Annotated in this window: 23 protein-coding genes; all 23 read right to left on the reverse strand. The window is 71.9% G+C overall.

The window, feature by feature from the left end; all coding sequences use genetic code 11:
* Positions 1 to 86 precede the first annotated feature (86 nt).
* The 23 genes from AC068A_RS13160 to AC068A_RS13270 all read right to left on the reverse strand — a co-directional run bounded on the left by AC068A_RS13160 (position 87) and on the right by AC068A_RS13270 (position 24,407).
* On the reverse strand, positions 87 to 1,535 hold the full coding sequence (locus AC068A_RS13160) for a GuaB1 family IMP dehydrogenase-related protein (RefSeq protein ID WP_478584491.1): 1,449 nt from the start codon (positions 1,533 to 1,535) through the stop codon (positions 87 to 89).
* 223 nt (positions 1,536 to 1,758) lie between these two features.
* The gene (locus tag AC068A_RS13165) at positions 1,759 to 3,147 is read right to left on the reverse strand and encodes an IS701 family transposase (RefSeq protein WP_478584350.1); all 1,389 of its coding nucleotides are present in this window, start codon (positions 3,145 to 3,147) and stop codon (positions 1,759 to 1,761) included.
* 71 nt (positions 3,148 to 3,218) lie between these two features.
* Complete coding sequence (locus tag AC068A_RS13170; protein ID WP_478584352.1) at positions 3,219 to 3,866, reverse strand: TMEM175 family protein; 648 nt, start codon at positions 3,864 to 3,866, stop codon at positions 3,219 to 3,221.
* 82 nt (positions 3,867 to 3,948) lie between these two features.
* Positions 3,949 to 4,290 carry a nuclear transport factor 2 family protein gene (locus AC068A_RS13175; RefSeq protein WP_478584354.1) on the reverse strand — a complete coding sequence of 114 codons (342 nt, stop codon included), beginning with the start codon at positions 4,288 to 4,290 and terminating at the stop codon, positions 3,949 to 3,951.
* 12 nt (positions 4,291 to 4,302) lie between these two features.
* The gene (locus tag AC068A_RS13180; protein ID WP_478584356.1) at positions 4,303 to 5,811 is read right to left on the reverse strand and encodes an ATP-binding protein; all 1,509 of its coding nucleotides are present in this window, start codon (positions 5,809 to 5,811) and stop codon (positions 4,303 to 4,305) included.
* A complete protein-coding gene (locus AC068A_RS13185) occupies positions 5,808 to 7,082 on the reverse strand; it encodes an MFS transporter (RefSeq protein WP_478584357.1) in 1,275 nt (424 codons plus the stop codon). The genes AC068A_RS13180 and AC068A_RS13185 overlap by 4 nt, the downstream gene beginning before the upstream one ends.
* A 35-nt stretch (positions 7,083 to 7,117) precedes the next feature.
* Positions 7,118 to 7,945: an FAD binding domain-containing protein gene (locus AC068A_RS13190; RefSeq protein WP_478584359.1), complete on the reverse strand. Its 828-nt coding sequence runs from the start codon at positions 7,943 to 7,945 to the stop codon at positions 7,118 to 7,120.
* Positions 7,942 to 10,398 carry a xanthine dehydrogenase family protein molybdopterin-binding subunit gene (locus AC068A_RS13195; RefSeq protein WP_478584361.1) on the reverse strand — a complete coding sequence of 819 codons (2,457 nt, stop codon included), beginning with the start codon at positions 10,396 to 10,398 and terminating at the stop codon, positions 7,942 to 7,944. The genes AC068A_RS13190 and AC068A_RS13195 overlap by 4 nt, the downstream gene beginning before the upstream one ends.
* A 4-nt stretch (positions 10,399 to 10,402) precedes the next feature.
* Positions 10,403 to 10,942 carry a (2Fe-2S)-binding protein gene (locus tag AC068A_RS13200; protein WP_478584363.1) on the reverse strand — a complete coding sequence of 180 codons (540 nt, stop codon included), beginning with the start codon at positions 10,940 to 10,942 and terminating at the stop codon, positions 10,403 to 10,405.
* The gene (locus AC068A_RS13205; protein WP_478584364.1) at positions 10,927 to 11,541 is read right to left on the reverse strand and encodes an NADPH-dependent F420 reductase; all 615 of its coding nucleotides are present in this window, start codon (positions 11,539 to 11,541) and stop codon (positions 10,927 to 10,929) included. The genes AC068A_RS13200 and AC068A_RS13205 overlap by 16 nt, the downstream gene beginning before the upstream one ends.
* Before the next feature lie 85 nt (positions 11,542 to 11,626).
* Positions 11,627 to 13,111, reverse strand: a complete 1,485-nt coding sequence (locus AC068A_RS13210; protein ID WP_478584366.1) for an aldehyde dehydrogenase family protein — start codon at positions 13,109 to 13,111, stop codon at positions 11,627 to 11,629.
* On the reverse strand, positions 13,108 to 13,887 hold the full coding sequence (locus AC068A_RS13215) for a type 1 glutamine amidotransferase domain-containing protein (RefSeq protein WP_478584368.1): 780 nt from the start codon (positions 13,885 to 13,887) through the stop codon (positions 13,108 to 13,110). Before AC068A_RS13215 ends, AC068A_RS13210 begins: the two co-directional genes overlap by 4 nt.
* 72 nt (positions 13,888 to 13,959) lie before the next feature.
* Positions 13,960 to 14,703, reverse strand: coding sequence for a MinD/ParA family ATP-binding protein (locus tag AC068A_RS13220; RefSeq protein ID WP_478584369.1), 744 nt, complete (start codon positions 14,701 to 14,703; stop codon positions 13,960 to 13,962).
* Entirely contained in the window at positions 14,703 to 16,115 is a 1,413-nt protein-coding gene (locus tag AC068A_RS13225; protein ID WP_478584371.1) for a PP2C family protein-serine/threonine phosphatase, read from the reverse strand. Before AC068A_RS13225 ends, AC068A_RS13220 begins: the two co-directional genes overlap by 1 nt.
* Positions 16,097 to 16,561, reverse strand: coding sequence for an ATP-binding protein (locus tag AC068A_RS13230; RefSeq protein WP_478584493.1), 465 nt, complete (start codon positions 16,559 to 16,561; stop codon positions 16,097 to 16,099). Before AC068A_RS13230 ends, AC068A_RS13225 begins: the two co-directional genes overlap by 19 nt.
* A gap of 5 nt (positions 16,562 to 16,566) precedes the next feature.
* On the reverse strand, positions 16,567 to 16,878 hold the full coding sequence (locus AC068A_RS13235; protein ID WP_478584373.1) for an STAS domain-containing protein: 312 nt from the start codon (positions 16,876 to 16,878) through the stop codon (positions 16,567 to 16,569).
* 81 nt (positions 16,879 to 16,959) lie between these two features.
* A complete protein-coding gene (glgX, locus tag AC068A_RS13240; protein WP_478584375.1) occupies positions 16,960 to 19,101 on the reverse strand; it encodes a glycogen debranching protein GlgX in 2,142 nt (713 codons plus the stop codon).
* On the reverse strand, positions 19,098 to 19,496 hold the full coding sequence (locus AC068A_RS13245; protein ID WP_478584377.1) for an STAS domain-containing protein: 399 nt from the start codon (positions 19,494 to 19,496) through the stop codon (positions 19,098 to 19,100). The genes glgX and AC068A_RS13245 overlap by 4 nt, the downstream gene beginning before the upstream one ends.
* A 41-nt stretch (positions 19,497 to 19,537) precedes the next feature.
* Positions 19,538 to 21,358, reverse strand: a complete 1,821-nt coding sequence (locus AC068A_RS13250; protein WP_478584379.1) for an AGE family epimerase/isomerase — start codon at positions 21,356 to 21,358, stop codon at positions 19,538 to 19,540.
* A 1-nt stretch (position 21,359) separates the two neighbouring features.
* Positions 21,360 to 21,791 carry a VOC family protein gene (locus tag AC068A_RS13255; RefSeq protein ID WP_478584381.1) on the reverse strand — a complete coding sequence of 144 codons (432 nt, stop codon included), beginning with the start codon at positions 21,789 to 21,791 and terminating at the stop codon, positions 21,360 to 21,362.
* On the reverse strand, positions 21,791 to 22,402 hold the full coding sequence (locus tag AC068A_RS13260) for a DJ-1/PfpI family protein (RefSeq protein ID WP_478584382.1): 612 nt from the start codon (positions 22,400 to 22,402) through the stop codon (positions 21,791 to 21,793). The genes AC068A_RS13255 and AC068A_RS13260 overlap by 1 nt, the downstream gene beginning before the upstream one ends.
* Positions 22,395 to 24,011: a GMC family oxidoreductase gene (locus tag AC068A_RS13265; RefSeq protein WP_478584384.1), complete on the reverse strand. Its 1,617-nt coding sequence runs from the start codon at positions 24,009 to 24,011 to the stop codon at positions 22,395 to 22,397. The genes AC068A_RS13260 and AC068A_RS13265 overlap by 8 nt, the downstream gene beginning before the upstream one ends.
* A gap of 9 nt (positions 24,012 to 24,020) precedes the next feature.
* Positions 24,021 to 24,407 carry a nuclear transport factor 2 family protein gene (locus tag AC068A_RS13270; protein WP_478584386.1) on the reverse strand — a complete coding sequence of 129 codons (387 nt, stop codon included), beginning with the start codon at positions 24,405 to 24,407 and terminating at the stop codon, positions 24,021 to 24,023.
* Between the last annotated feature and the right edge of the window lie 8 nt (positions 24,408 to 24,415).

Here is a 24,415-nt window from a genome sequence, read left to right on the forward strand (position 1 = left end):
TACTCCCTCCCCCCCCCCCCCCTTCCCCCCCCCCCCCCCCCCCCGGCCCCCCCCCCCCCCCCCCCCCCGGGACGGGTCGGAGGGGGTCAGCTCCAGCTGGCGTGGAGCGGCTTGCCCTCGGCGTAGCCGGCCGCGGACTGGACGCCCACGACGGCCTTCTCCGCGAACTCGGCCAGGGAGCCCGCGCCCGCGTAGGTGCAGGAGGAGCGGACACCGGCGATGATCGAGTCGATCAGGTCCTCGACGCCCGGGCGCTGCGGGTCCAGGAACATCCGGGAGGTGGAGATGCCTTCCTCGAACAGCGCCTTGCGGGCGCGGTCGTAGGCGGATTCCTCCGAGGTGCGGTTGCGGACCGCGCGGGCCGAGGCCATGCCGAAGGACTCCTTGTAGAGCCGGCCGTCGGCGGTCTGCTGGAGGTCGCCCGGGGACTCGTAGGTGCCCGCGAACCAGGAGCCGATCATGACGTTGGACGCGCCGGCGGCCAGGGCCATGGCCACGTCGCGCGGGTGGCGGACGCCGCCGTCGGCCCAGACGTGCTTGCCGTACTTCTTCGCCTCGGCGGCGCACTCCAGCACCGCGGAGAACTGCGGACGGCCGACGCCGGTCATCATGCGGGTGGTGCACATGGCGCCGGGGCCCACGCCGACCTTGATGATGTCGGCGCCGGCGTCGATCAGGTCCTTGACGCCCTCGGCGGCGACGATGTTGCCGGCGACGATCGGGACCTGCGGGTCCAGCGCGCGCACGGCCTTGATCGCATTGATCATCGACTCCTGGTGGCCGTGGGCCGTGTCGATGACGAGGGTGTCGACGCCCGCGTCGAGCAGCTGCTTGGCCTTGCCGACGTAGTCGCCGTTGATGCCGACGGCCGCGGCGATGCGCAGCTTGCCGGCCGCGTCGGTGGCCGGGGTGTACAGGGTCGCGCGCAGGGCGCCCTTGCGGGTCAGGATGCCGACGAGGCGGCCGTCCTTGTCGACGGCGGGGGCGAGCTTGCGGTGGCCGGCGTCGAGCTGGTTGAAGGCCTCGCGGGGGTCCATGTCGGCGTCGATGAGCAGGAGCTCCTTCGACATGACCTCGGAGAGCTGGGTGAAGCGGTCCACGCCGGTCAGGTCGTGGTCGGTGACCACGCCGATCGGGCGGTTGTCGGTGTCGACGACGACACCGGCGCCGTGGGCCCGCTTGGGCAGCAGGGACAGGGCGTCGGCGACGGTCTGGGCGGGCGCCAGCGTGATCGGGGTGTCGAGCACGAGGTGGCGGGTCTTGACCCAGGAGATGACGTCGGTGACGACCTCGATCGGGATGTCCTGCGGGATGACCACGAGGCCGCCGCGGCGGGCGACCGTCTCGGCCATCCGGCGGCCCGCGATCGCGGTCATGTTCGCCACGACGAGCGGAATGGTGGTGCCGGTGCCGTCGGGCGAGGCGAGGTCGACGCCCTGGCGGGAACCGACCGCGGAACGGCTCGGCACCATGAACACATCGTCGTACGTCAGGTCGTACGGCGGCTTCAGGTCATTGAGGAAACGCACGTGCAGAACATCCCAGTCAAGTCGGAGGATCCCGTCATACCCATGAGGGGCAGCCGGGAAAACGCACGTACTTCATTCTCCCATGGACCTGCACGAATGCCGCCCGGGCCGATCGTCCAGGACATACCGGACCCTCTCGTGGCTTCCTACGGGACAAGGCTCCCGAAAGGCCGCGAGAGGGCTCCGGGCCGCGGTGCGCGCCCGTCCGGGGCGGGCTTCGGCGGATGGATCAGCGGATGTACGCACGCCGGTCGCTCTGGCCCGGGATGAACGGCCGCGGCGGCAGCACCGGCGCCGGGCCGGTCCGGGTGGCGGTGGCGGGTGCCGTGGCGGTGGCGGCCGGCGCGGCGGTGGCGGCCGGCGCGGGGCCGGCGGGGCGGCCGGCGGGGGCGACGGCGGAGCGGGCGGGCCCGAGGGGGCCGCGGGCGGGGCCGGGGCCGGGGTATCCGGCGGAGGTCCGGCCGCGGGCGCTGAGCAGCATCGACGCGTGGGCGACACTCGCGAGCGTGGCGTGGTGGTGCCAGCCGCGGAAGGAGCGGCCCTCGAAGTCACGGATGCCTACGGGTTCGCAGGTCTCGGTGAAATCGAGGGATACCCGGTCGGTGAGTTTGGCGAGCAGGAAGAGTTGGGCCAGGGGCCGGTCGCCGATGTTGGTGATCCAGAACTCGGTGGGCAGCAGGGCCGCCTCCGTCCAGGCGCCCATGAGCAGCAGCGGGGTCGGCGGCAGGGGTACGGGCCGGTCCTCGCCGGGGGCGGCGAGGATGGCGGCCGAGGTCAGCAGGGTCACTGCCCCCTCGGCGCGGCCGTGCCGGGTCCACTCGACGACGCGCCGCTGGGAGCGCAGGGAGTCGATCAGTTCGCGGGCGGGTGCGGTGTACGGTCCGGGCCGCTGCCGGCCGGCGCCGCCGAAGGAGACGGGCAGTGAGCCGTCGACCTTGAAGACGAACGGGATGTCCTGGAGCGTGAAGGACTCGACGCAGCTCGCGACGTCGCCGCCGGCGACCTCCATCACCACGGGCCGCCGCTGGAGCTGCCAGGTGGCGGCCATCCGCTGGACGGCGTGCACGGCGTCCTGCGCGGGGGTGAGCGAGCGCGCCGTGTCCGGGATCCCGGCCCGACGGCGGCGCAGCAGTTCGCTGGTCCACGGCGAGGGCAGGGTGAGGGTCCATTCGACGGGGAAGCTGGACTCGCTGGATGCGAGCCAGATCCCGCTGGCCTGCTGGCAGTTGGCGGTGCGGCCGAGCTGCGGGACGAACTGCCGGCCGACGCCGACGGAGCGGTCGCCCGCCTTCTCGATGACCATGGGACGCACCACCCAGGCCAGCGGGCGCTGGGCGGTGCGTTCGAGGTACTGGGCGAGTGAGCGCCGTACGGGGGTCCAGTCCCACGGCGACTTGCTGATGAACTGCTGGAGGCTCTGCTCGACGGAACTCGCCCCTGTTCCGGCGATGTTGCGGATCGTTTTCTTCCCGCTGGTACGCACGAGGCCGTTGAGATATACGCGGGCCCAGTTTCTCTGGTCCCGCCGCGGTAACGATTCGAAGAACAGCGAAATCAGGACGTCGATCAATTCGGAGGTTTCCTTGGCGGATTCCTCCGGCAGCACTGTTCGAGCCATCTGGGCCTCCCCCGCGACCACTAGATCCAATACCCTACTTGACCGCTTCAAACGGCCGTAGGCCCTGGCGGCTACTTCCTGAGGTCGCCGGCAGATTCGAGCCGCTCTTCCTCTACCACGAGGGGGATGGGGATCTGGTTCGCCGCATAGTAGAGCGCAATGAGGAAGTGCGCGACGAGAGTGAGCGTGGCGGAGAAGAGGGACAGGATGACGGTGAGCGGGTAGGCGATGGCGCCCAGGCCGAAGCGCAGCCGGGTCGCGCGGGCGCCATCCTTGTCGACGTGTTCGTGGAACAGGTGGCCCACTCGGGTGACGTACCACCAGAAGGCGAGGAACGCGAGCGCGTAGGCGACGGTGACCGAACTGTAGAGCACCGCGGCCGCGTTGGCGGAGCTGCCCCCGTGGACGAGGTGTTCCGCGAGGACGGTGGTGGTGTACGGAATCACTGATACCACCATCAGCACCAGGAGATTCAGGAACAACAGCGGTCGGTCCACCCTTTTGAGATGGGTGAAGATGGTGTGGTGGTTCACCCACATCACACCGATGATGAGGAAACTCACCACGTACGCCGCATAGTGCGGCCACTGCTCCCACACGCCGTGCCAGAAGTCCGATCCCGTCTCCTCGGGAACCTTGAGCTCCAGGACGAGAATCGTGATGACGATGGCGAATACACCGTCACTGAATGCCTCGATACGACCGGTTTCGCGTTCCATGACCTCCCCTTAGCCATTTCCCTGCGCGCACGGGGAGGGCGCTGCCCCGCCCTCCCCGCACACGCTACCCGGATACCGGCGGTCAGCTGCCGAAACCGGCAGTCTGGCGCCAGATCCGGCCGTCGCGGACCACCAGTGTCCCGAATGCGTGCTCCGGTGCTCCGTTCAGATTCATGATCGCCCGGTAGAAGATCGTGTCCTCGGTCTCGATGTACTCCTTGAGTTCCACCAGGGCCGGCTTCAGCGCGAGGTAGCCGGTGAACGTCTCGCGCACGGCGTCGATGCCGACCGAGGCCCCCTCGAAGCGGACCAGCACGGCGTCGTCGGTGTAGTTCTTCATCACCGCGTCGATGTCCAGCGCGGCGAGCGCGTCCATCTGCCGGACGAAGACCGGGTGGAGCTCGGAGATGTCGTACGTGGCCATGGCGACTCCGTTTCAACTGGTGGTGGGTTCGGCAGGTGGTTCGGCACAGGCGGCGGCCGCGCTCAGCGGCAGCCGGATGATCATCCGGGTCTCCCCGGGACGGGATCGGGCCGTGATCGACCCGCGGTGGCGCTGGGTCACGATGCGGTAGCTGAGGTGCAGCCCGAGGCCGGTGCCCTTGCCCACGTCCTTGGTCGTGTAGAAGGGCTCGAAGATCCGGGGCAGGGCCTCCTCGGGGATGCCCCGGCCGGTATCGGCCACCTCCACGACCAGGCAGGCGCCCTCGGCCCGCACCCGCAGGGTCAGGGTGCCGGAGCCCTCCATGGCCTCGGCCGCGTTGTCGACCAGGTTCGTCCACACCTGGTTCAGCTCGCTCGGATAGCCCGTCAGTTCGGGCAGGTCCGGCTCGTACGCGCGCACGATGGTGATGCCGGCCAGCTTGGCCCGCAGCACGACCAGTGTGTTCTCCAGTCCGTCGGGCACGGCGAAGCGCTGCTCGGGCGCCCGGTCGAGATTGGCGTAATCACGGGTGGCGGCGACCAGCTGGGAGATCCTCGGGCCGGCCGCCCGCAGTTCCGCGGCGAGCGCGCGGATCTCCAGCAGGGCCGCCAGGTGGTCGAGGGCGGCGGGCAGGGCCGGCTCGCCGATGCCCTCCAGCCGCTCCAGCAGCCAGCCGAGCTCCAGCCCGAGGTCCGCGACCCCGGCGCCGAGCAGTCCGGGCCGCTCGGCGCCGGCCTCCTCCGCCCAGTCGGCGACCTCCTCCTCGGCGTCCGCCTGGGCGAGCGGGTCGCTGGTGGCCGGCGGGGGCAGCTTGTCCAGCTCCTCGGCCAGCCGGTCGAGTACGGAGCGCTCCGCGCCCCCCGCGGCGGCACCCCAGGCGTGGGCGCTGCGGGTGAGCCGGTCCAGGGCCGGCGACAGCTCCTGGGCCGCCCGGGCGACGGCGGCCGCCGGGTTGTTCAGCTCGTGCGCGAGACCCGCGGCGAGCGTCCCGAGGGCCTCGACGGTGGCCCGCTTGCGGGCCTGCACCTCGGAGGACTTGATCCGCCAGGCGAGCACCGGGATCAGGACGGCCGCCACGCCGTTGCAGCGGGTCAGCATCTCGAAGAACACCGGCTTCGGGTAGGCGACGACGGTGGTCGCCGGGCCGCTCGCGGCCGCCGTGGCCACGTACGCGCCGTCCGTCAGCAGCGGCAGCTCGCCGGTGAAGCGGTGCGCGGCCGAGGGCTTGCCGTCGTGGTCCTCGGCGGCGGCGCTCTCCTCCTCGGTGGAGTGCCGGGTGAGCACCTCCTCCCGGCCGTCCACGACCTTGGTGACGACCAGCCCGCCGGAGAGCAGGACGTGGAATCCGGTGGCCTCCTCGCCGTCGCGGAAGAGGACCTCCCCGTCGGCGAGCACCCTGGGCTCGGAGACCGAGACCAGCCAGTCGAGCTGCTCCTCGGTCAGCGCGGCGAACATCTCCAGCCCGGCGAGGGCCCGGCGCAGGTCCGTGCGGCTCGGGTCGGTGCCGTTCGCGGCGCTCATGGCGTACTCCCTTCGGCCCGGGTCCGGGCGGCCAGCCGCAGCGTGGCGGACAGGGCCAGGACGCACACCCCGGCGACGGCGGCCATGAAGCCGACGGAGGTGCGGTGCAGCCCGTGGACGTTGGTCAGCAGTCCGGCGAGCACCGCCGGCACGCTCATCGCGAGGTACGCGAAGACGTAGACGGCGGCGGTCAGTTCGCCGCGGTGCGCCGGTTCGGCCAGTGCGCTCAGCGCCCGGAACGCGCCGAGGAAGGCCGCGCCCCAGCCGCTGCCGAGGACGGCCGTGCCGGCCAGGAACACGGCGGCCGAGCCGGTTCCGAGGGCGAGCAGGACCAGGGAGAGCCCGGCCAGCAGCCCGCACAGGCCGAGGACGGCGGTCCGCAGCGGGGCGGTGCGGCCCAGCAGCAGTTGGGCCGCGGTGGCGGCGCCCGCCAGCAGGGCCACGGTGGCCCCGCCGACGAGGTAGTTGGTGCTCCGCAGCAGCGCCAGGGCCAGGTGCGGCCCGAGCGAGAGGTAGAAGCCGCCGACCGTCCAGACGGCGACGATGGTGAGCACGAGGACGGCGAACCGGCCCCGCACGGCGGCCGGGACGCCGATCCGGTGCGGGACGATCCGCCAGCTGCGGCCGCGAGGGCCGAGCGGGGCGCTCTCCGGCATCCGGGCGACCCCGACCAGCGTGACGGCGAACGCGGCGACCAGCAGCAGGTAGCTGAGCACGGTCGGGGCGGGCGCGTACTGGACCAGGAGCCCGGCGCCGATCCCGCCCAGCCCGATGCCCACGGTCGGCCCCGCGCTGTTGACCTGGGCGCCGAGCGCGGGCCGCGAGCGCGGGGAGAGTTCGAGCAGGGCCGCCCCCACCGCCCCGGTGGCCAGACCCACCGCGAGCCCCTGCACGGCGCGGGCGGCGAGCAGCAGCCCGGGCCCCCCGGCTACGGTGAACAGGCCCATGGAGGCGATCGCCAGGAGCAGCCCGGCGCACAGCACGGGGCGCCGGCCCAGGGTGTCGGACAGGGATCCGAACAGCAGGAGCCCGAGCAGCACGGTGACGGCGTACACGGCGAAGACGACGGTGACCATCCCGGAGGACAGGTCCCATCTCTCCTGGTAGAGCACGTAGAGGGCGGACGGTACGGAGGAGGAGAGCATCAGCAGGACGAGGACCGCGCCCACGACCCAGAATCCGGAACCCCCGGCTCCGGAGGCGGCGCCCCCGGAGCCGGCGGCCGGCGGGCCACCCGGGCGCGGGGAGACCCCCGCGGTCGTCCTGGTCACGTCGGCCACTCCTGTCGATTCCCTGTGGTGGGCGGTCAGCGGAGGGCCCGTTCTGCCCTCTGGAGCGCGCGGGCGGTGAGTACCCCCGCGAGGTGGCCGAGGTACTCGGCCGAGGCGCCGCGCCCGGGGACGAACAGCTCCCGGGGCTCGGCGCGGAAGGCCGCGAGCACGGCCTCCGTGGTGTACGGGCCCCCGCGCAGCCGGGCCTCCACCCCGCGCAGCCGCCGGGCGCGGGCGGTGGCCCCGGTGACCGCGATCCGCGGCCCGCCGGGGGTGAGCCGCGCGGCGGCGGCGCACACCGGATGACGCGTCGCCCGGTCGGCGGTCTTCTCGAAGGCGGCGGCCGGCCCTCCGGCGGGCACGAGCAGCGCGGTGATCACTGCCCCGGGCGGCGGCCCGCCGGCCTCCAGGTGCTCGGCGGTGACGGTGGTCCGCCCGCCGGGTCCCGCCAGCTCGACCACCGCTTCGGCGGCGATGGCGGCCGCGGGCAGGTCGGTGGCGCGCGGCCCGCGGGCGGCCAGGTTGCCCCCGGCGGTCCCGAGGTTGCGGACCTGGGGGTCGCCGTTGGCCCGGGCGGCCGCGGCGAGCTCCGGTGCCTCGGCGAGCACGAGCGGGCTGCCGGCGAGTTCGGCGAGGGTGGTGAGCGCGCCGATCCGGATCCCGCCGGGGGTGCGGGCGATACCCCGCAGCTCCGGGAGCCGCCGTACGTCGACGAGCAGGCGGGCGCTGTCCTCCCCGGCGCGCAGGGCGGGCAGCAGGCTCTGGCCGCCGGCCAGCACCCGGGCGCCCGTGGTGCCGGAGAGCAGGTCCAGGGCCTCGGCGAGGCCGGCGGGCCGGACGTAGTCGAAGTCGGTGAGGATCATTGGGCTTCTCCTCGCAGGCGGCGCCAGACCTTCTCGGGGGTGAGCGGCATGTCGATGTGCGTGACGCCCAGGTCGGACAGGGCGTCGACGACGGCGTTGACGACGGCCGCGGCGGGCGGCACGGTGGCGATCTCGCCGGCGCCCTTGGCTCCGAGCACGTTGTGCGGGGTGGGCGTGACCGTCCGGTCGAGGGTGAAGAACGGCGCGTCGGCCGCGCGCGGCAGGGCGTAGCTGCCGAGGTCGCGGGTGAGCAGGGTGCCCTGCTCGTCGTAGACGGCGGCCTCCATCAGGGCCTGGCCGAGGCCGTGGAGGATGCTGCCCTCGATCTGGCCGCGCACCACCTTCGGGTTGCCGACGTTCCCGGCGTCGTCCACGGCCGTGTACGCCACCACCTCGGTCTCGCCGGTGAGTTCGTCGACCTCGACGACCGCGACGTGGGTGCCGAAGGGGTAGTTGAAGTCCGGCGGGTCGAAGTGGGTGGTCTCGTCGAGGGCCGGCTCGATCTCGGGGGGCAGTCCCCAGCCGTACCAGAGGGCCATCGCCATCTCGGAGAACGTCTTGCCGTTCTCCGGGTTGCCGGCCTCGTGGACCCGGCCGCCGTCGTAGACGACCCGGTCCTCGGGGACGCCGAGGAGGACCGCGCCGGCCCGGACCATCTTGTCCTTGATCTTGCGGGCGGTGAGGGCGATCGCGGGGGCGGCCATGCTGTACGAGCGCGAGCCGTACGTGCCCTGCCCGTACGGGGCCTTCAGCGTGTCCCCCTCGTACACCTGGACGGCGGCCGGGTCGATGCCGAGCTCGGCGGCGGCGACCTGCGCGAAGACCGTGCCGTGGCTCTGGCCGGTGGAGGCGGAGCCGACGGTGACGGCGACCTCGCCGGTGGGGTGGACGCGGATGTTGGCGCTCTCCCAGGTGCCGCCCAGCATGCCCTCCCGGGACATCCGGGTGGAGGGGCCGACCCCGCAGACGGCGACGTAGGTGGCGAGCCCGACGCCGAGGCGCTTGCCGCGGGCGCGGGCCTCGGCCTTGCGGGCGGGCATGTCTGCGTAGCCGGACAGCTCCAGGGCCCGGTCGAAGTTGCGGACGTAGTCCCCGGAGTCGTAGGTCCAGCCGAGGCCGTTGTCGTACGGGAAGCGGTCGCTCGGCACCAGGTTCCGGCGGCGGACCTCGGCCGGGTCCATGCCGATCTCGGCGGCGTACCGGTCGACGAGGCGCTCCATCAGGAACGCGGCCTCGGCGCGGCCGCTGCCGCGCTGGGCGCCGAGCGGCACGGTGTTGGTGAAGGCGGCGTAGACCTCGCAGAACGCGGCGGGGATCTCGTACATGCCGGTGATGGATCGGCCCATGAGGGCGGTGGCGACGCCGGGGCCGATGGTCGAGGGGTAGGCGCCGAGGTTGGCGTGGCTGGTGCAGCGCACGGCGGTGATCCGGCCGTCGCGGGTGCCGGCGAGGGTGACGTGCTGGCGGTGGTCGCGGCCCTGGACGGTGGAGTTCATCAGGCCGGTGCGGGTGTCCACCCACTTCACGGGCCGGCCGAGCGCCTTGGACAGCAGCAGCACCAGCGCCATGTCGGGGTAGAGGTACCCCTTGGTGCCGAAGCTGCCGCCGACGGTCGGGGCGATCACCCGGAGCTTGTTGAAGGGGATGCCGAGGACCAGCGCGGAGAGCAGGAAGCGGTGGTTGTGCGGGCCCTGGGTGGAGGCGTACAGGGTGTACTCGCCGGTGGCGGCGTTGTAGTCGCCGACGGCGCCGCGCGGCTCGATGGGGCTGTTGATGGTGCGCTGGTTGACCAGGTCGAGCTCGACCGTCACCTCGGCCTCGGCGATGGCCGCGTCGGTGCGCTCCTTGTCGCCGCAGGTCCAGTACGCGTTCAGGTTGCCCGGGACGGCCTCGTGCAGCTGCGGGGCGCCGTCGGCGAGGGCGTGGTCGGCGCGGGTGACCACGGGCAGCGGCTCGTACTCGACGGCGATGGCGGCCAGGGCCGCGGCGGCCTGCTGCGGGGTCTCGGCGACGACGACGGCCACGGGATCGCCGACGTGCCGGACGGCGTCGCCGGAGAGGACCGGGCGGGCGCCGGGAAGTCCGTAGGGGTGGGGCGGGAAGTGGCTCTCGACGCCGCCGGGTATCCAGATGCAGGGCAGCGGCATGACGTCGGGGAAGTCGGCGGCGGTGGCCACCTTCAGCACGCCGGGCAGCTGCTCGGCGGCCTTGGTCTCGATGGACAGGATCCGCGCGTGGGCGAGCGGGCTGCCGAGGATGGCCATGTGGGCCGTGCCGGGCAGGTTGACGTCGGCGACGTACACCGCCTGGCCGCGCAGCAGCTGCGGGTCCTCGCGGGCGTCGAGGGGCGCGCCGAGCACACCGCCGCCGCCCGGTGCCCGGTCCTGCGGCTCCGCCTGGTCCCGGTCCCGGTCCTGTTCCCGGAGCGGGCTCTCCCCCGTCACTGCGGTCATGTCCTCACCCCTCCTTTCCGGACGCGGTGGCGGGCACGGCCGCGCTCTCCCCGAGCTCCTCGGGGACCTCGGCCCGGGCGGCGGCGCAGGCGCGCTGCACGCCCCGTACGACGCTGTGGTAGCCGGTGCAGCGGCACAGGTTGCCGGTGAGCCACTCGCGGATCTCGGGCTCGGTCGGGGCCGCGCGGTCGGCGGTGTTCTCGACGAGCTCGCCCAGGGCCATGACCATGCCGGGGGTGCAGAACCCGCACTGGGTGCCGTGCTCCTCGCGCAGGGCCTCCTGGAGTCCGGTGAGCCCGCCGTCCTGCGCGGTGACCCCCTCGATGGTGGTCACCGCGGAGCCGGCGGCCGAGGCGGTGAGGACCAGGCAGCTCTTGACGGACCGGCCGTCGAGGCGGACGACGCAGGAGCCGCACTGCCCGGTGTCGCAGCCGATCTTGGTGCCGGTCAGGCCGAGGCCGTCCCGGAGCCGTTCCACGAGCAGTTCGTTCGGCCGGGCCGAGAACTGCTCGGGTCTTCCGTTCACGTTCAGTGAGAGATCCATGCCAGCGCCTGCGCTTCCGTGAGCGGCCGGTTGAAAAGTGGCCCGCCGGGCTGCTGGAGAATTCCCCCGGAGTGCAGCGGGCCGGTGTCGACGGCGGCGAATCCGAGATCCGTGATGATTCCCGCGACGATTTCCTTCGCCTTTCCGTCGTCGCCCGCCGTGAAATGGGCCAGGCGCTCGCCCTGGGCGGTGCCGGCCACGGCGAGTGTTTCGTAATGCATGGTGTTCAGGGACTTCACGACCCGGGCGCCGGGATACCACTCGGCGACGAGTTCGCTGGAGGTGCGCCCGCCGAGGTCGGCGGGGGTGCCCGGGCCGCTGAACGCGTTCGTGGCGTCCACCAGCACCCGGTCGCGCAGGGAGTCCGGCGGGAGCAGGCCGCGGACGCTCGCGTGGGGCACCATCAGCACCAGGAGGTCTGCCCGCTCGGCGGCCTCGGCGGGGTGCGCCGCCGAGGCCGCCGGGCCCAGTTCGGCCAGTAAGGGGCCGATGGACTGCGGGCCGCGGGCGTTCGCCAGCACGACCTCGTGGCCGGCGGCCACCAGGATGCGTGCCAGGGTGGAGCCGATCCGCCCGGTGCCGATGATGCCTGTGCGCATGTGCCGCTCCTCGTTGTTGGCCGTCGTGGGCCGTCGTGGGCCGTGGGTGCCGTCGCGGCTGTCGGGCCGTCGGGCTGTCGGGCCGTCAGTCCATGCCGATCCAGACCGACTTGGTCTGGGTGTAGCTCTCGAGGGATTCGGGTCCGCACTCGCGCCCGTAGCCGGAGGCCTTGTAGCCGCCGTAGGGCACCGAGGGGTCGTACTGGTTGTAGCAGTTGACCCAGACCGTGCCCGCCTTGATCTGGGAGGCGACCCGGTGCGCCCGCCGCAGGTCCTTGGTGTGGACGCCGGCGGCGAGGCCGTACGCGCTGTCGTTGGCGATGCGGATGGCGTCTTCCTCGGTGTCGAAGGGGATGATCGACAGGACCGGGCCGAAGATCTCCTCCTGGGCGATCCGCATGCCGTTGTCGACGCCGGTGAAGACGGTCGGCAGGAAGTACAGGCCCTGGCTGGAGGCCCCCTCGGGGGTCCAGCCGGCGCCGCCGGTGCGCAGCACGGCGCCTTCCTTCTCGCCGATCTCGATGTACGAGCTGACCTTCTCGAACTGGCCGCGGTGGGCCAGCGGCCCGAACAGGGTCTCCGGATCGCGCGGGTCGCCGGGCTTGAGGGCGGCGGCCCGGCGGACCAGGCGCTCGACGAGCTCGTCGTGGATCGGGCGCTGGAGCAGCAGCCTTGAGCCGGCGGTGCAGATTTCGCCCTTGTTGTAGTAGATGCCGAAGAAGGCGAGTTCCTCGGCGGCGTCGAGGTCGGCGTCGGCGAAGACGATGTTGGCGGACTTGCCGCCGAGTTCCATCGTGACCTTCTTCAGGGTGCCGGCCGACTTGCGGATGATCGACTGGCCCACGGCGGTGGAGCCGGTGAAGGCGATCTTGTCGATGCCGGGGTGGTCGGTGAGGGTCTCGCCGAGCTCCACGCCGGGGCCGGTGATCACATTGAGCACACCGTCGGGGATCTCCGCCTCCTGGAAGAGCTCGGCGATCTTCAGGGCGGTGAGCGGGGTGGCCGGGGAGGGCTTGTGGACGACGGTGTTCCCCGCCGCCAGGGCCGGTGCGATCTTCGTCATCGACAGCAGCAGCGGGAAGTTGAAGGGGGTGATGGCGCAGACCACGCCGAGCGGCTCGCGCAGGGTGTAGGCGAGCTGCCCGCCGGCCGGGGCCCGGGAGGAGCCGTCGACGCGGGTGACGGCGCCGGCGTAGTAGTGCATCAGCTGGGCGGCCATGGGGGCGTCGACCGTGCTGGAGAAGGCGAACGGCTTGCCCATGTCCACGGTCTCCAGCAGGGCGATCTCCTCCAGGTCGCGCTCGATGAGTTCGCCGACCCGGTTCAGCCGCAGGGCGCGCTCCTGGGCGGACAGTCTGCTCCAGGGACCCTCCTCGTACGCCGTGCGGGCGGCGGCCACGGCCGCGTCCGCGTCGGCGGTGGCGGCCTGGGCCACCGGTACGATCTCCTGTCCGTCCACGGGGCTGATGTCGGGCTCGGTCCGGCCGTCCTGTGCCGGTACCCACTTTCCGCCGATGAACAGCTTCCCGGGGTTGGCCAAGGGCTGGTCGCTGAGCGCGCGCCTGGTCATGGCTGATGCCTTCCGGTGTCGGGGGTGCGGGGGTGCCCGCCCTTCGCGAGCTGCTGCAGGAACGTCTCGGCGAGGGCCTTCGATGAGTACGGGTTCTGGCCGGTGGTGAGCTCCCGGTCGACGACGACGTGGGAGTCCCAGATCACGTCGGCCTTCTCGTAGCGGGCGCCGAGCCGGGTCAGCTCGGCCTCGAGGATCAGCGGGAGCCGGCCGGCCATGCTCGTGACCAGTTCCTCGCTGTGCGAGAAGGCGGTCATCCGGTAGCCCTCGAAGGGCCAGTGGCCCTCGCCGTCGCGCAGCGCGAGCAGCGCGGTGTGGCCGTGGCAGACGGTGGCGATCGGCTTGTCCTGGGCGATGGCCCAGCGCAGGACCTGGGCGAGCGCGTCGGACTTGGGGAGGTCTCCGATCGCGCCGTGGCCTCCGCTGACGTACAGGCCGCCGTACGCGGCGATGTCCTTCTCCTTCAGGGACTCCACGGCAAGGGGTTTCTTGAGCTGGGGGAGGCTCTCGATGACTCTGACGTACTCGGCGGCGTTGGCTGCGTCCTCGTCGGGTGAGCCCTGGGGGCGGACCCACTGGAGGAACTGGGGGTCGATGCTGGTCGGGTCCACGGTGGGGGCCCGGCCCCCGATCGTCGCCACGTCCACGGTGTGGCCCGCGGCGGTGAAGAGGGTGTAGGGGACCACGAATTCCTCGGCCCAGAATCCCGAGGGGTGCTCTTCTCCGTCCAGCAGATGGAGGGTTGCCTTGGCCGTCATGACGACAAGAATCTTCATGACTTCTTTCTCCTTGTTCAGGAATCGCTGCCGATTCAACACGCCGCTCGCAGAGGGCGTAAGGGGGGAGCGTCAGGCGCGGGATACTTCGTCACGTGCGTCCAACGCGGAGATGATGGTGCGGAATTCACCGACCAGGGGGTGGTCGGGATGAGCTTCGGCGAATATGCGTTCGCCGTACAGGGCGGCCATTTCCGGGACGTACGGGAGGATTCCGGCCAGGGGGGCGCCGTACACCTCCTCGGCCCGGCGGCGGGCCTCGTCCAGGTCGACGCCCACAGGAGCCATGCTCACGACAAGTGCGCGGCGGCAGGCAAGCCGTCCCGCGAGGGCGATCGTCTCCTCCACCCCCATCAGGTCGATCCGGTCCGCCCTTGCCATGATCATCAGTACGTCGGCGCTCGCCATGGCGGCCACCGACTCGTTGTTCAGCCCGGCATGGGTGTCGAGCAGCAGGACGTCCAGCCCGTAGTGGTCCGCGAGCCGGTCGAAGCCCTCCGGCAGCAGCCCGACGTCGTAACCGCTCACCATGAGCTCGCGCAGGGCCGCCGTCCCGGTCCGGGCCGGCACGACGTACGGCCCGCGCGGGCCCGCCCGCCGGGCGGCGGCCTCGATCTCGCACCGCCCGAGCAGGTAGTCGGCCAGGGAGGGGCCCGGCCCGAGCCGGAAGAGCAGGTCGAGGGTGGGCGACTGGATGTCGGTGTCGACCACCCCCACCCGGCGCCCGTCGCCCGCCAGCAGCAGGGCGAGGTTCGCCAGGACCGAGGACTTCCCGGTGCCGCCGCGGTGCGAGTGCACCACGATGGTCCGGGTCATCAGGCCACCGCCGTGCGGTCCGCGGCGGGACGGTCCGCCGCGGCCGGGCCGGCGTGCGGCCCCCGCGCCGCACGTGGCTCGTGGACTTCCCGGTCCCTGCGGGCCCGCTGGCGGTCGGCGGCGGGCAGCGTGCGTCCTCGGAAGCCCGCTCGTGCCTCGCGGCCTTCCTCCGGGCGCTCGCCCCCCTGCCCCGACGCGCCCCCTCCGGGCCGGTGCAACGCCAGCATGGTGACGTCGTCGTGCTGTTCGGCCGTGCCGGTGTGCTCGCGTACGGCCGCGTCCATCCGGTGGACCACCTCACTGCCGCTCCCCGGGGGGCCGGCGAGCAGCTCCAGCATCCGCGCGTCTCCGAGGAACGTGCCGTCGGGGCAGCGGGCCTCCGGCACTCCGTCGGTGAACACGAACAGGGTGTCCCCGTGGTTCAGCTGGGCGTAGCCGAGCGTGTACACGCAGTCGGGCAGCACCCCGACGGCCGGCCCGGTGACGTCCAGCGCGAGCGGTTCCCCGCCGTCGGCACGCAGCAGCAGCGGCGGGTTGTGGCCGCCGTTGATGTAGACGAGGCTGCCGGTCAGCGGGTCGAGCACACCGAAGAACAGGGTGGCGAAGTAGCCCTGCCTGAGGTGGTTGCGGGTGAGGTAGCCGTTGGTGGCGGTGACCGCGTTGAGCAGCGGGGTGGCGCCGACGACGGGGATGCGGCGGCTGCCGCCCGCACGTCCGGCCGCGACCAGGTGCTGGAGTCCGCTGTTCTCCGCGGTGTGCCGCAGCAGGGAGCGGATGAGCGCCATGAAGAGCGCCGCCCCGACCCCCTTGTCGCAGACGTCGGCGACGACGACGGCGAGTCTGCGGCCGCGGGAAATCTCGAACACGTCGTAGAAGTCCCCCGCGACCTGCCGGGCCGGCCGGAACCGGACGTCGATCTCCCAGCCCTCGGGGACCGGCAGCGCGTCGGGCAGGAAGCCGGCCTGGATCTCGCGGCCGATCTCCAGCTCCTTCTCGTAGCCCATCAGCTCGGCGCGGGCGTCGGCCTCGCGCAGGGTGCGGCCGAGTCCGGCGCGCTCCGAGCAGCTGTGCAGCCGGGCCCCGACCAGGGCGGGCAGGAACGGGGGTACGAGGTAGTCGTGGCCGAGCCGGACGTGCTGCTCCAGGGCGGCGAACCCGGTCACGGTCCAGACGACGACGATCGGCGCCCCGGCCCAGCCGCGCAGCCGGCGCACGGCCAGGCGTACGGACTCCCCCTCGGTCTCCGCCGGGGCGAGCAGCACGTCGGCGACGGGCAGCGCGTCCGGTGGGCCGCCGAGCAGCTCGCGCAGGGTGAGGCCGACGAGCTCCGCGTCCATCAGGCGCAGCGCGTCGAGGAGTTCGCCGGGCGGCGGAGGGTACTCGTCGAGGATGATCACGGTGGTGGAGGGCATGGGTCCGTCCCCTCGGCTGTGACGGTCAGCGTGCTGATGTTGCGGCCGTCCCTGCGTGCGTAGCCGAACTCGTCCACGCTGGTCAGCGCCAGGTGGATGCCGAGTCCGCCGATCCGCCGGCGCTCGGGGGGAGTCCCGGGGGCGGGCGGCACGCGCCCCGCGACGGGGTCGAAGGGGGGCGCGCCGTCCACGAGGACGATCTGCACCCGGCCGGGGCCGGAGCGGCCGCGGACGGTGATCCGCCCGCCGCCGCCCCGGTACCCGTGCATGACGATGTTCGTGGCCAGCTCGTCCACGGCCAGCCGGATCCGGTACGTGGCCCGCTTGTCGAGGCCCGCCCAGGCGGCCAGCCGCAGGACGAACGCGGCGATCTCGCCCAGCGCCCCCAGCGTGGCGGGCACCTCCAGTTCGGCGGGCGTCCTCGCCAGTTCGGCCATCTCGCCCATGTGGCTCACTCGTCGGAGAGCACGATGCTGCGGTCCAGCCCGGCCGTCCGGATGGTCCGGGAGACGGGCTCGATCGCGCCGACCACCTTGATGGTCACGTGGTCCGCGACCTTCTGCTGGGCGAAGACCAGGGACCGCAGCCCGGCGCTGGCCATGTAGCCCACCCCGGCCATCCTGATCTCGACCGTGGCCGTGCCGTGCCCGGCGGCCTTCTCGATGGTCCGGTGGAACTCCGGCGCGGTCTTGGCGTCCAGCTCGCCCGCCAGCTCGATCACGGTGGTGTCGCCCTCGATGCTCAGGGACACGGAAAGCGGCATGTCAGGTCTCCTTCGGGCGTACGGGTCGTGAGGGTGCGGCCGGAACCCGCCGCGGGGCGGCGCCCCGCGGCGGGGCCGCGGCTAGAGCGCGCGGTCCGGGCCGGGGGTGCGCCCGACCAGGATCACCACCGAGCGCGGGCCGATCAGGTACTTTCCGGCGTTGTCCAGCTCGGGCTCGGTGCCCGGGGTGCGGATGTCGTACGGGGCCTCGGCCCCGGTGTCCGCGAACAGGTGCCAGCTGCGGCCGTGGGGCAGCGCCGGCAGCTCCAGGTCGTGCGCCTCCCAGTGGGAGTTCATGGCCATGTAGACGACGTCGTCGTCCCCGATGCCGCAGCGGGCCACCGCCAGCAGCCGGCTCTCGCCGGACCAGTCGGGCTGCCAGGCCCGCGTGCCGTGCCAGCTGATGTCCGGCAGGCCCAGGTCCTCGCGGACCTGCCCGGTGGGGTGGGAGGTGGAGCGCAGCTCCCGGTGGCGGCCCCGGAAGGCGATCATCTCCCGGGTGAAGCGGAGCAGTTCGGCGTTCTCGTCGACCTGGCCCCAGTCGAACCAGGACAGCTCGTTGTCCTGGCAGTAGGTGTTGTTGTTGCCCTGCTGGGTGCGGCCCACCTCGTCGCCGGCCAGCAGCATCGGGATGCCCTGGCTGGTGAAGAGGATCGCCAGCGCGTTCTTCATCTGGCGCAGCCGCAGCGCGTTCACCGCCGGGTCGTCGGTGGGTCCTTCCGCCCCGCAGTTCCAGCTGTTGTTGTCGTTCGCCCCGTCGTTGTTGCCCTCGCCGTTGGCCTCGTTGTGCTTGTCGTTGTACGAGACGAGGTCGGCCAGGGTAAAGCCGTCGTGGGCGGTGAGGAAGTTGACCGAGGCGGAGGTGCCGCGGCCGGCGTACAGGTCCGGCGAGCCGGCGAGCCGGGTGGCCAGCTCCCCGGTGACCCCGGTGTCGCCCTTGAGGAAGCGGCGGACGGTGTCGCGGTACTTCCCGTTCCACTCGGCCCAGCGGCCGTACGCCGGGAAGTTGCCGACCTCGTAGAGTCCGCCCGCGTCCCAGGCCTCGGCGATGAGCTTGGTGTGCCGCAGGACCGGGTCGTAGGCGAGCAGCTCCAGCAGCGGCGGATTGGGCAGCGGCGTGCCGTCCGGGGAGCGGCCGAGGATGGCCGCGAGGTCGAAGCGGAAGCCGTCGATGTGGTAGTCGGCGACCCAGTGGCGCAGGCAGTCGAGGACGAAGTTGCGCACGACGGGGTGGTTGCAGTTGACGGTGTTGCCCGTGCCGCTGAAGTTGAAGTAGTACCCCTCCGGCGTGAGCATGTAGTAGGTGGCGTTGTCCAGTCCCTTGAAGGAGATCGTCGGGCCCTGCTCGTTGCCCTCGGCGGTGTGGTTGAAGACCACGTCGAGGATGACCTCGATGCCGGCGGCGTGCAGGTCCTTGATCAGGGTGCGGAACTCGTCGCCCTGCATCCCGTAGCGTCCGGTGGCCGCGTAGCCGGCCTTGGGCGCGAAGAACGAGACGGTGTTGTAGCCCCAGTAGTCGAAGAGCCGCTCGCCCGTCTCTGGGTTGGTCCGCGGGTTGTCGCTCTCGTCGAACTCGAACACCGGGAGCAGCTCGATGCAGTTGACCCCGAGCTCCTTCAGGTACGGGATCTTCTCCCGCAGCCCCGCGAACGTGCCGGGGGCGGTGACCTGCGAGGAGGGGTGCCGGGTGAAGCCGCGCACATGGGCCTCGTAGACGACGAGGTCCTCGGCGGGCAGCCGCAGCGGTGTGTCGTCTCCCCAGTCGAAGTCCTGCAGGCAGACCCGGGAGCGGTATTGGTAGCCGCGGCTGCGGTCCGGCTCCACGCCCCACACGTCCCGGCCGGCGATCAGCCGGGCGTAGGGGTCGGAGAGGACCTGGCGGGCGTCGAACCGGTGGCCGGTGGCCGGGTCGAAGGGGCCGTCGGCCCGGTACCCGTACTCGATGTTCTCGTGGTCGAGGCCGAAGACCGTCATGGCGAAGACGCTGCCGGTGCGGAACTCCTCGGGGAACTCCAGCTCGGCCATCGGCTCGGGCTCTCCGCGCTTGTAGATGACCAGGGTCATGGAGGTGGCCTGGTCGGAGTAGACGGAGAAACTGACCCCGCCGGGGACCACGTTGGCCCCGAAGGGGAACGGCTTGCCGGCGCGGACGCGGTACCCGCCCACTTCGTGGGTCGGGTACGCGTCGACGCGCAGGACTTGCTCGGACCGGGCCTCGGTCATCGGGCGACCGCGCTCTCGACCGGAGTCCTGGTCCCGGCCGTCGCCCGGGCGCCGGCCTTCGCCTTGGCCTTGGCCTCGGCTGCGGCGGCCTCGCCGGTCTCGAAGAAGTCGAGGAACCCGGTGGCCGACATGACGAACCGGACTTCCTCGCTCACCCCGTACAGGGTGACGGCGACCCCGGCGTGCTGCGCCTCGCGGTAGACGACCAGCAGCGTGCGCAGGCCCGCGCTGGAGACGTACGTGACGGCCGTGAGGTCGATGCGCAGCGGCCGGCCCTCGCGGACCAGCGGCAGGAGCGCCGCCAGCAGCTGTCCCGAGGTCTCGCTGTTGATCTCGCCGGTGGTGACGAGCACGGTGCCCGCCTTGTTCCGGCGCTCCTTCACGTTCAGAGTCATGGCTTGCTTTCCCCTTCTGTCGGGGCGCCCCCCGTTGAGCGCTATGACGTCACCGGCCGCAGCCGGACCTTGACCTTGACCCGCCCCTGGACGTCGGGCAGCCGGACCGTGAGCCCGTCCACGTCGAAGTCCGTGTACGGCTTCTCGTCGATCTCGACGGACGCGATCCGCACCGAGCCCGCCGGCAGCAGGTCGGGCGAGACGCGCAGCACGCGCTCGGGCAGGTCGGCCGGGTCGGGCTTGAAGTGGAAGTCCATCTCCCGGCCGTTGATGAGCAGGTTGTTGTAGACGGCGGCGAGGTAGCACAGCTCCGCCGAGTGGTACATGGACATCGAGTGGCTGCCCTTGAGCCGCTCGGTGCCGAGCAGGTACGGGGTACCGCTCGCGAGGACGTTGAAGTAGACGGCTCCCTCGTCGTGGTCGAGGAAGAAGGTGTTGTAGAAGGACTCGGCCTGCCGGGCCTCGCGCAGGAAGGCCGCGCCGCCGACGGTGCCGTGGAGGATGAGGTAGGCGAGGATCGCCTGCTCCTGCTGCCACCAGGCCTTGCGGTCGTGCCAGGCGAAACGGTACGCCTCCTGGTCGCCCTGCTTGATCCGCTCGACCACGTCGTACCAGCCGCCGCGCTGGAGGTCGCTGCCGACCGCCGGCATGATCTCGCCGATCTTCCGGGCGAGGTCGGCGTAGGCGGGCTTGGCCTTCAGCGAGTTCATCCGCATCAGGTTCCAGGCGATCTTCAGGTTGTGGCCGACGACCGCCCGGTTCTGCTGCCAGCTGTGCTCGGTGTCGTGCGACCAGTCGCGGAAGAAGCGCTCCTGGACGAACGGGCTGTGCTCGTAGTCCGGGAACCGTTCCGCGATGGTGTCGAAGGTGTACTCCAGGAAGTCGGCGTACTTCCGGTCGCCGGTCGCCAGGTACAGGTTGATCAGGTACGCGGGCGCGTGGTCGCCGACCGAGTTCCAGTTCTTGCGCTCGGCGTTCTCGCCGAGGGACTCGTGGTCCGGGCTGAACAGGATCGGGTCGATGTGCGAGTAGTAGCCGCCCTGCTCGCGGTCCAGGAAGAACTTGTCGAAGAGCCGGATGGTGGCGTCGGCGTCGCTCTTGATCCGCACGTCGCCGGTGACCCGGTAGGTCTGGATCGGGCCGGCGAGGGCGTATATCTGCTCGTACATCGGGATCGCGTCGTAGTCGTCGGCGAACTCCGAGGTGAACAGTTTGCGCTCGGTGTCCCCGTCGACGCTGATGCCGTGGTACCAGTAGACGACGTCCTCTTCGCTGTCCACGACCCGCATGTGCTTGCGCAGGTACTCGGTGCCGCGCTCGGCGACCTCCAGGTACTCGTCCTTGCCTGTCAGCAGGTAGGCCGAGGCCATGCCGTAGACCAGGCGGGAGATCGTGTCGGTCTCCTGGACGTGGCTGGCGGTCTTGTCGCCGCCCAGCCGGATCTCGGTGCGGTACTCGGTGAAGTCTACCGGCCCGTCGCCGAACTGCGCCCGCTTGTAGAAGTCGGCCAGCGACTCGATCTGCCGGATCCACCAGCCCGCTTCCTCGAACCGGTAGTCCTCGGCTCCGCGGCCCAGGAAGACCAGGCGCTTGGCGTCGAACCGGCCGCCCTGCTCGGGGTAGTGGACCCCGTAGGCGAAGAGGAACCGGCCGGGCGAGAGCATCTCGTCGATGTGCCCGGAGGCGTCGATGTACGGCTCGTCGAGGTTGCGGACCAGCTCGGCGCTGGGGCCGGAGGCCAGCGAGACGTCGAACTCGCGGCCGTCCGAGGTCTTCAGCCGCAGCAGGCGGGACGCGGTGTCGAACCGGCTGACGTAGCCCGCGATGGTGTCGGAGAAGGAGAAGCTCACGGCGTCCGCCATGTCATGCACCGTCCTTGTCTTGAGAGCGGTCGTCCTCGAATCCCTGACTGACCTCGACGATCACCCCGTCGGGGTCGCGGACCCACACGGTCCGCCAGCCGCAGATGAAGTCGTCGAAGTCGAGCGGCCCCAGGGTCACTTCTGCCGCGTCGCCCAGCTCGGCCAGGAACGCGTCCACGCTGTCGGTCTGGAAGGCCAGGTGGCGCATCCGGCCCGGCTCCTGCGGCCCGTCGTCGTGCGCCGCGCGGGCCGCGGCGGTGTCCGAGGCGAAGAGCTCCAGGTACGCGTCCCCCCGGCGCAGGAACACGATCTGCGACTCGCCGAGGTCGACGGCCCGGGCCCGGGTGAAGCCGAAGTACCGGGTGTAGAACTCCTCGGTCGCCTTCTGGTCCGCGCAGTTCAGGCCGACGTGCGACCAGTCCATCCGGCGCATCAGCCGGCCCTCCGCCCCCGGTCGGCCGCGAGCAGGTCGATGATGCGGCGGGCGAACAGGTGGTGGTGGGCGCCCGTGCGCCCGGTGACCAGGTCCCCGTCGACCACCACGTCCTCGTCGACGTACTGGGCGCCCATGTTGCGGACGTCGCCGATCAGGTTGTTGTGGCAGACCACCTTGCGGCCGCGGACCTTCCCCGGGATCGAGGACGCCAGCCACATGCCGTGGCAGATGATCCCCTTGAGGACGGTCGGCTCGTCGAAGGCCCGCCGCAGCAGGTCCGTCGCCGGCGCGAGGACGTCCACGTCCTCGGTGTAGCGGAGCCGGTCGGCGACCATGCCCGAGGGCACGATGACCGCCGCGTACCGGCGCAGCTCCTCGTCGCCGATCCCCTCCAGGGACCGGTCGGCGGTGAACGGGGCCCGGAACTCGTGCCCGGTGAAGGTGATCGACCCGTTGCCCCACAGCCGGGTCAGGAAGTCGACCTCCGCGCCCTCCTCGGCGAACCGGCGCTGGTAGTAGAAGATCTCCGGTTCGTAGAAGTCGCTCTCCACCAGGACCGCGATCCGGGTCCCGCTCAGCGCGCCCTCGCGCAGCACGGCCTCAGCCACGGGAAAGCCCCTCTCTGCCGCGGAGGAAGTCCGCCGCACGCTCGGCGATCATCGCGATCGCGGTGTGGCAGTTGCCCGACGGGACCGCGGGCATCACGCTGGCGTCGACGACGCGCAGGCCCCGCACGCCGTGCACGCGCAGCTCCGGGTCGACGACGGCGAGGTCGTCGATGCCCATGCGGCAGGAACCGGCCTGGTGGTGGTAGCTCTCCGACTTCTGCTTCACGAAGGTCCGCAGCTCGTCGTCGGTGGCCAGGCCCGGGCCGGGCTGGAGCTCCTGCTTGTACCAGGGCGAGAACGCGGACGTCGCGAAGATGTCCCGGGCCAGCTTGACGCCCTGAACCATCCGCTCCAGGTCCCACCGGTCGCCCAGGTAGTTGGGGTTGATCAGCGGGTGGGCCAGCGGGTCGGCGCCGGCGAGCCGGATCCAGCCGCGCGAGACGGGCCGGACGACCCCGGGCAGGATGCTCACCGTGTTCGGGTGGTCCTTGCCGACGATCACGTCGAACGGCACGTGGACGAAGGCGATCTGGAGGTCCGGGGCGGGCAGGCCGGGGCGCGACGACAGGAACAGCGCGCTCTCCGACAGGTTCTGCGCCGGCGCCGGCAGCTCCTGCGTGACCTCGGCCATCAGCCCGGTCAGCACGTGGTTGTGGAAGTTCTCGCCGACACCGGGCACCGCCGCGGTGACGGCGATGCCGTGCTCGCGCAGCTGCTCCGGGTGGCCGATGCCGGAGAGCAGCAGCAGCTTGGGGGACTCGATCGCCCCGGCCGCCACGATCACCTCCCGGCGGGCCCGTACGGTGTGCAGGCCGGGCGCGGCGGCGGCGCTGTGGCCGTCCCGGACGGTCCGGCCGGGGATGTCCGCGGCCGGGGCCAGCTGCACGTACTCCACCCCGGTGCAGGTGTCGCCGTCGAAGAGCAGCCGGGTGCTCTGGGCGCTGGTGCGCAGGGTCAGGTTCGGGCGGGCCAGCGCTGGCTCCAGCCAGGCGGCGAGCGCCCCCTGGCGGCGGCCGTCGGCGACGTCGATGTGGTGCCAGCCGGCGCCGAAGAGGCCGCGGCGGGGACCGTCGGTGTTGAAGTCGGCGATCTCCTCGTGGCCGAGCTCGACGGCGGCGTCGATGAAGGCCCGCGAGACCGGGTTGGGGCGGTGCCGGCCGGCGTGGGTGACCCGCTGCGGGCCCGTGGTGCCGGTGGTGGCGGCGGTGGCGTCCTCCTGGGCCTCCAGGCGGGCGAAGTACGGCAGGACGTCCTCGTGGGCCCAGCCGGCCGCGCCCTGGTAGGCCCAGTTGTCGAAGTCCGAGGCGTGGCCCCGGATGTGCATCATGATGTACAGGTTGCTGCTGCCGCCGGGGCCCCGGCCGCGCGGCTCGTAGGTGCGGCGGCCGTCGAGCCCGGGCTGCGGGACGCTGGTGTAGCCCCAGTCCACGGGCCCGCCGAGCAGTTTGTACCAGGAGGACGGGTCGTCCACCTCGGGCGGGATGCGGTTGCCGCCCGCCTCCAGGACCAGGACGGAGACGTCGGGGTCCTCGCTCAGCCGGTTCGCGAGGACGCTGCCGGCGGTGCCGGCTCCGACGACGATGTAGTCGTACTCAGCTGCGGCCGTCACGTCTCCCCCTCATTCCCGGCTCAGCCCCTGGAACGGGACGGTGTCGTGGTAGTTCGCCATGTAGGCGATCTTTCCGTCCGCGATCCGGAAGAAGTTCATGACCTCGGCCTCGATCGCCTCGCCGGAGGCGCTGACGGCGCTGAGGTGGGAGACGGCCGCGGCCTTCTCCCCGTCGGCGTCGACGATGAAGTGCACGGGCCGGTTCTGGAAGACGCGGTACATCGTCCCCATGCCCTTCATCATCGAGCGCAGGACCTCCAGCCCCTCGATGTGCCCGGCGAGCTGCTCGTCCATGACCTGGTCGTCGGCGAACAGGTCGCACCAGCGGTCCCAGTCCCCGGCGTTGGCGTACTCGTAGTACCTGCGCAGGATTTCCGTTGCGTCCATGGCGCTCATCGCGCTCC

It is taken from the genome of Streptomyces sp. NPDC043854, from assembly GCF_056436005.1.

Excerpts from the sequence above, each read along its gene's own strand:
- AC068A_RS13165 (WP_478584350.1), bottom strand. The coding sequence starts at position 3,147 with ATGGCTCGAACAGTGCTGCCGGAGGAATCCGCCAAGGAAACCTCCGAA.
- AC068A_RS13170 (WP_478584352.1), bottom strand. The coding sequence starts at position 3,866 with ATGGAACGCGAAACCGGTCGTATCGAGGCATTCAGTGACGGTGTATTC.
- AC068A_RS13175 (WP_478584354.1), bottom strand. The coding sequence starts at position 4,290 with ATGGCCACGTACGACATCTCCGAGCTCCACCCGGTCTTCGTCCGGCAG.
- AC068A_RS13180 (WP_478584356.1), bottom strand. The coding sequence starts at position 5,811 with ATGAGCGCCGCGAACGGCACCGACCCGAGCCGCACGGACCTGCGCCGG.
- AC068A_RS13190 (WP_478584359.1), bottom strand. The coding sequence starts at position 7,945 with ATGATCCTCACCGACTTCGACTACGTCCGGCCCGCCGGCCTCGCCGAG.
- AC068A_RS13195 (WP_478584361.1), bottom strand. The coding sequence starts at position 10,398 with ATGACCGCAGTGACGGGGGAGAGCCCGCTCCGGGAACAGGACCGGGAC.
- AC068A_RS13200 (WP_478584363.1), bottom strand. The coding sequence starts at position 10,942 with ATGGATCTCTCACTGAACGTGAACGGAAGACCCGAGCAGTTCTCGGCC.
- AC068A_RS13205 (WP_478584364.1), bottom strand. The coding sequence starts at position 11,541 with ATGCGCACAGGCATCATCGGCACCGGGCGGATCGGCTCCACCCTGGCA.
- AC068A_RS13210 (WP_478584366.1), bottom strand. The coding sequence starts at position 13,111 with ATGACCAGGCGCGCGCTCAGCGACCAGCCCTTGGCCAACCCCGGGAAG.
- AC068A_RS13215 (WP_478584368.1), bottom strand. The coding sequence starts at position 13,887 with ATGAAGATTCTTGTCGTCATGACGGCCAAGGCAACCCTCCATCTGCTG.
- AC068A_RS13220 (WP_478584369.1), bottom strand. The coding sequence starts at position 14,703 with ATGACCCGGACCATCGTGGTGCACTCGCACCGCGGCGGCACCGGGAAG.
- AC068A_RS13225 (WP_478584371.1), bottom strand. The coding sequence starts at position 16,115 with ATGCCCTCCACCACCGTGATCATCCTCGACGAGTACCCTCCGCCGCCC.
- AC068A_RS13230 (WP_478584493.1), bottom strand. The coding sequence starts at position 16,561 with ATGGGCGAGATGGCCGAACTGGCGAGGACGCCCGCCGAACTGGAGGTG.
- AC068A_RS13235 (WP_478584373.1), bottom strand. The coding sequence starts at position 16,878 with ATGCCGCTTTCCGTGTCCCTGAGCATCGAGGGCGACACCACCGTGATC.
- glgX (WP_478584375.1), bottom strand. The coding sequence starts at position 19,101 with ATGACCGAGGCCCGGTCCGAGCAAGTCCTGCGCGTCGACGCGTACCCG.
- AC068A_RS13245 (WP_478584377.1), bottom strand. The coding sequence starts at position 19,496 with ATGACTCTGAACGTGAAGGAGCGCCGGAACAAGGCGGGCACCGTGCTC.
- AC068A_RS13250 (WP_478584379.1), bottom strand. The coding sequence starts at position 21,358 with ATGGCGGACGCCGTGAGCTTCTCCTTCTCCGACACCATCGCGGGCTAC.
- AC068A_RS13255 (WP_478584381.1), bottom strand. The coding sequence starts at position 21,791 with ATGCGCCGGATGGACTGGTCGCACGTCGGCCTGAACTGCGCGGACCAG.
- AC068A_RS13270 (WP_478584386.1), bottom strand. The coding sequence starts at position 24,407 with ATGAGCGCCATGGACGCAACGGAAATCCTGCGCAGGTACTACGAGTAC.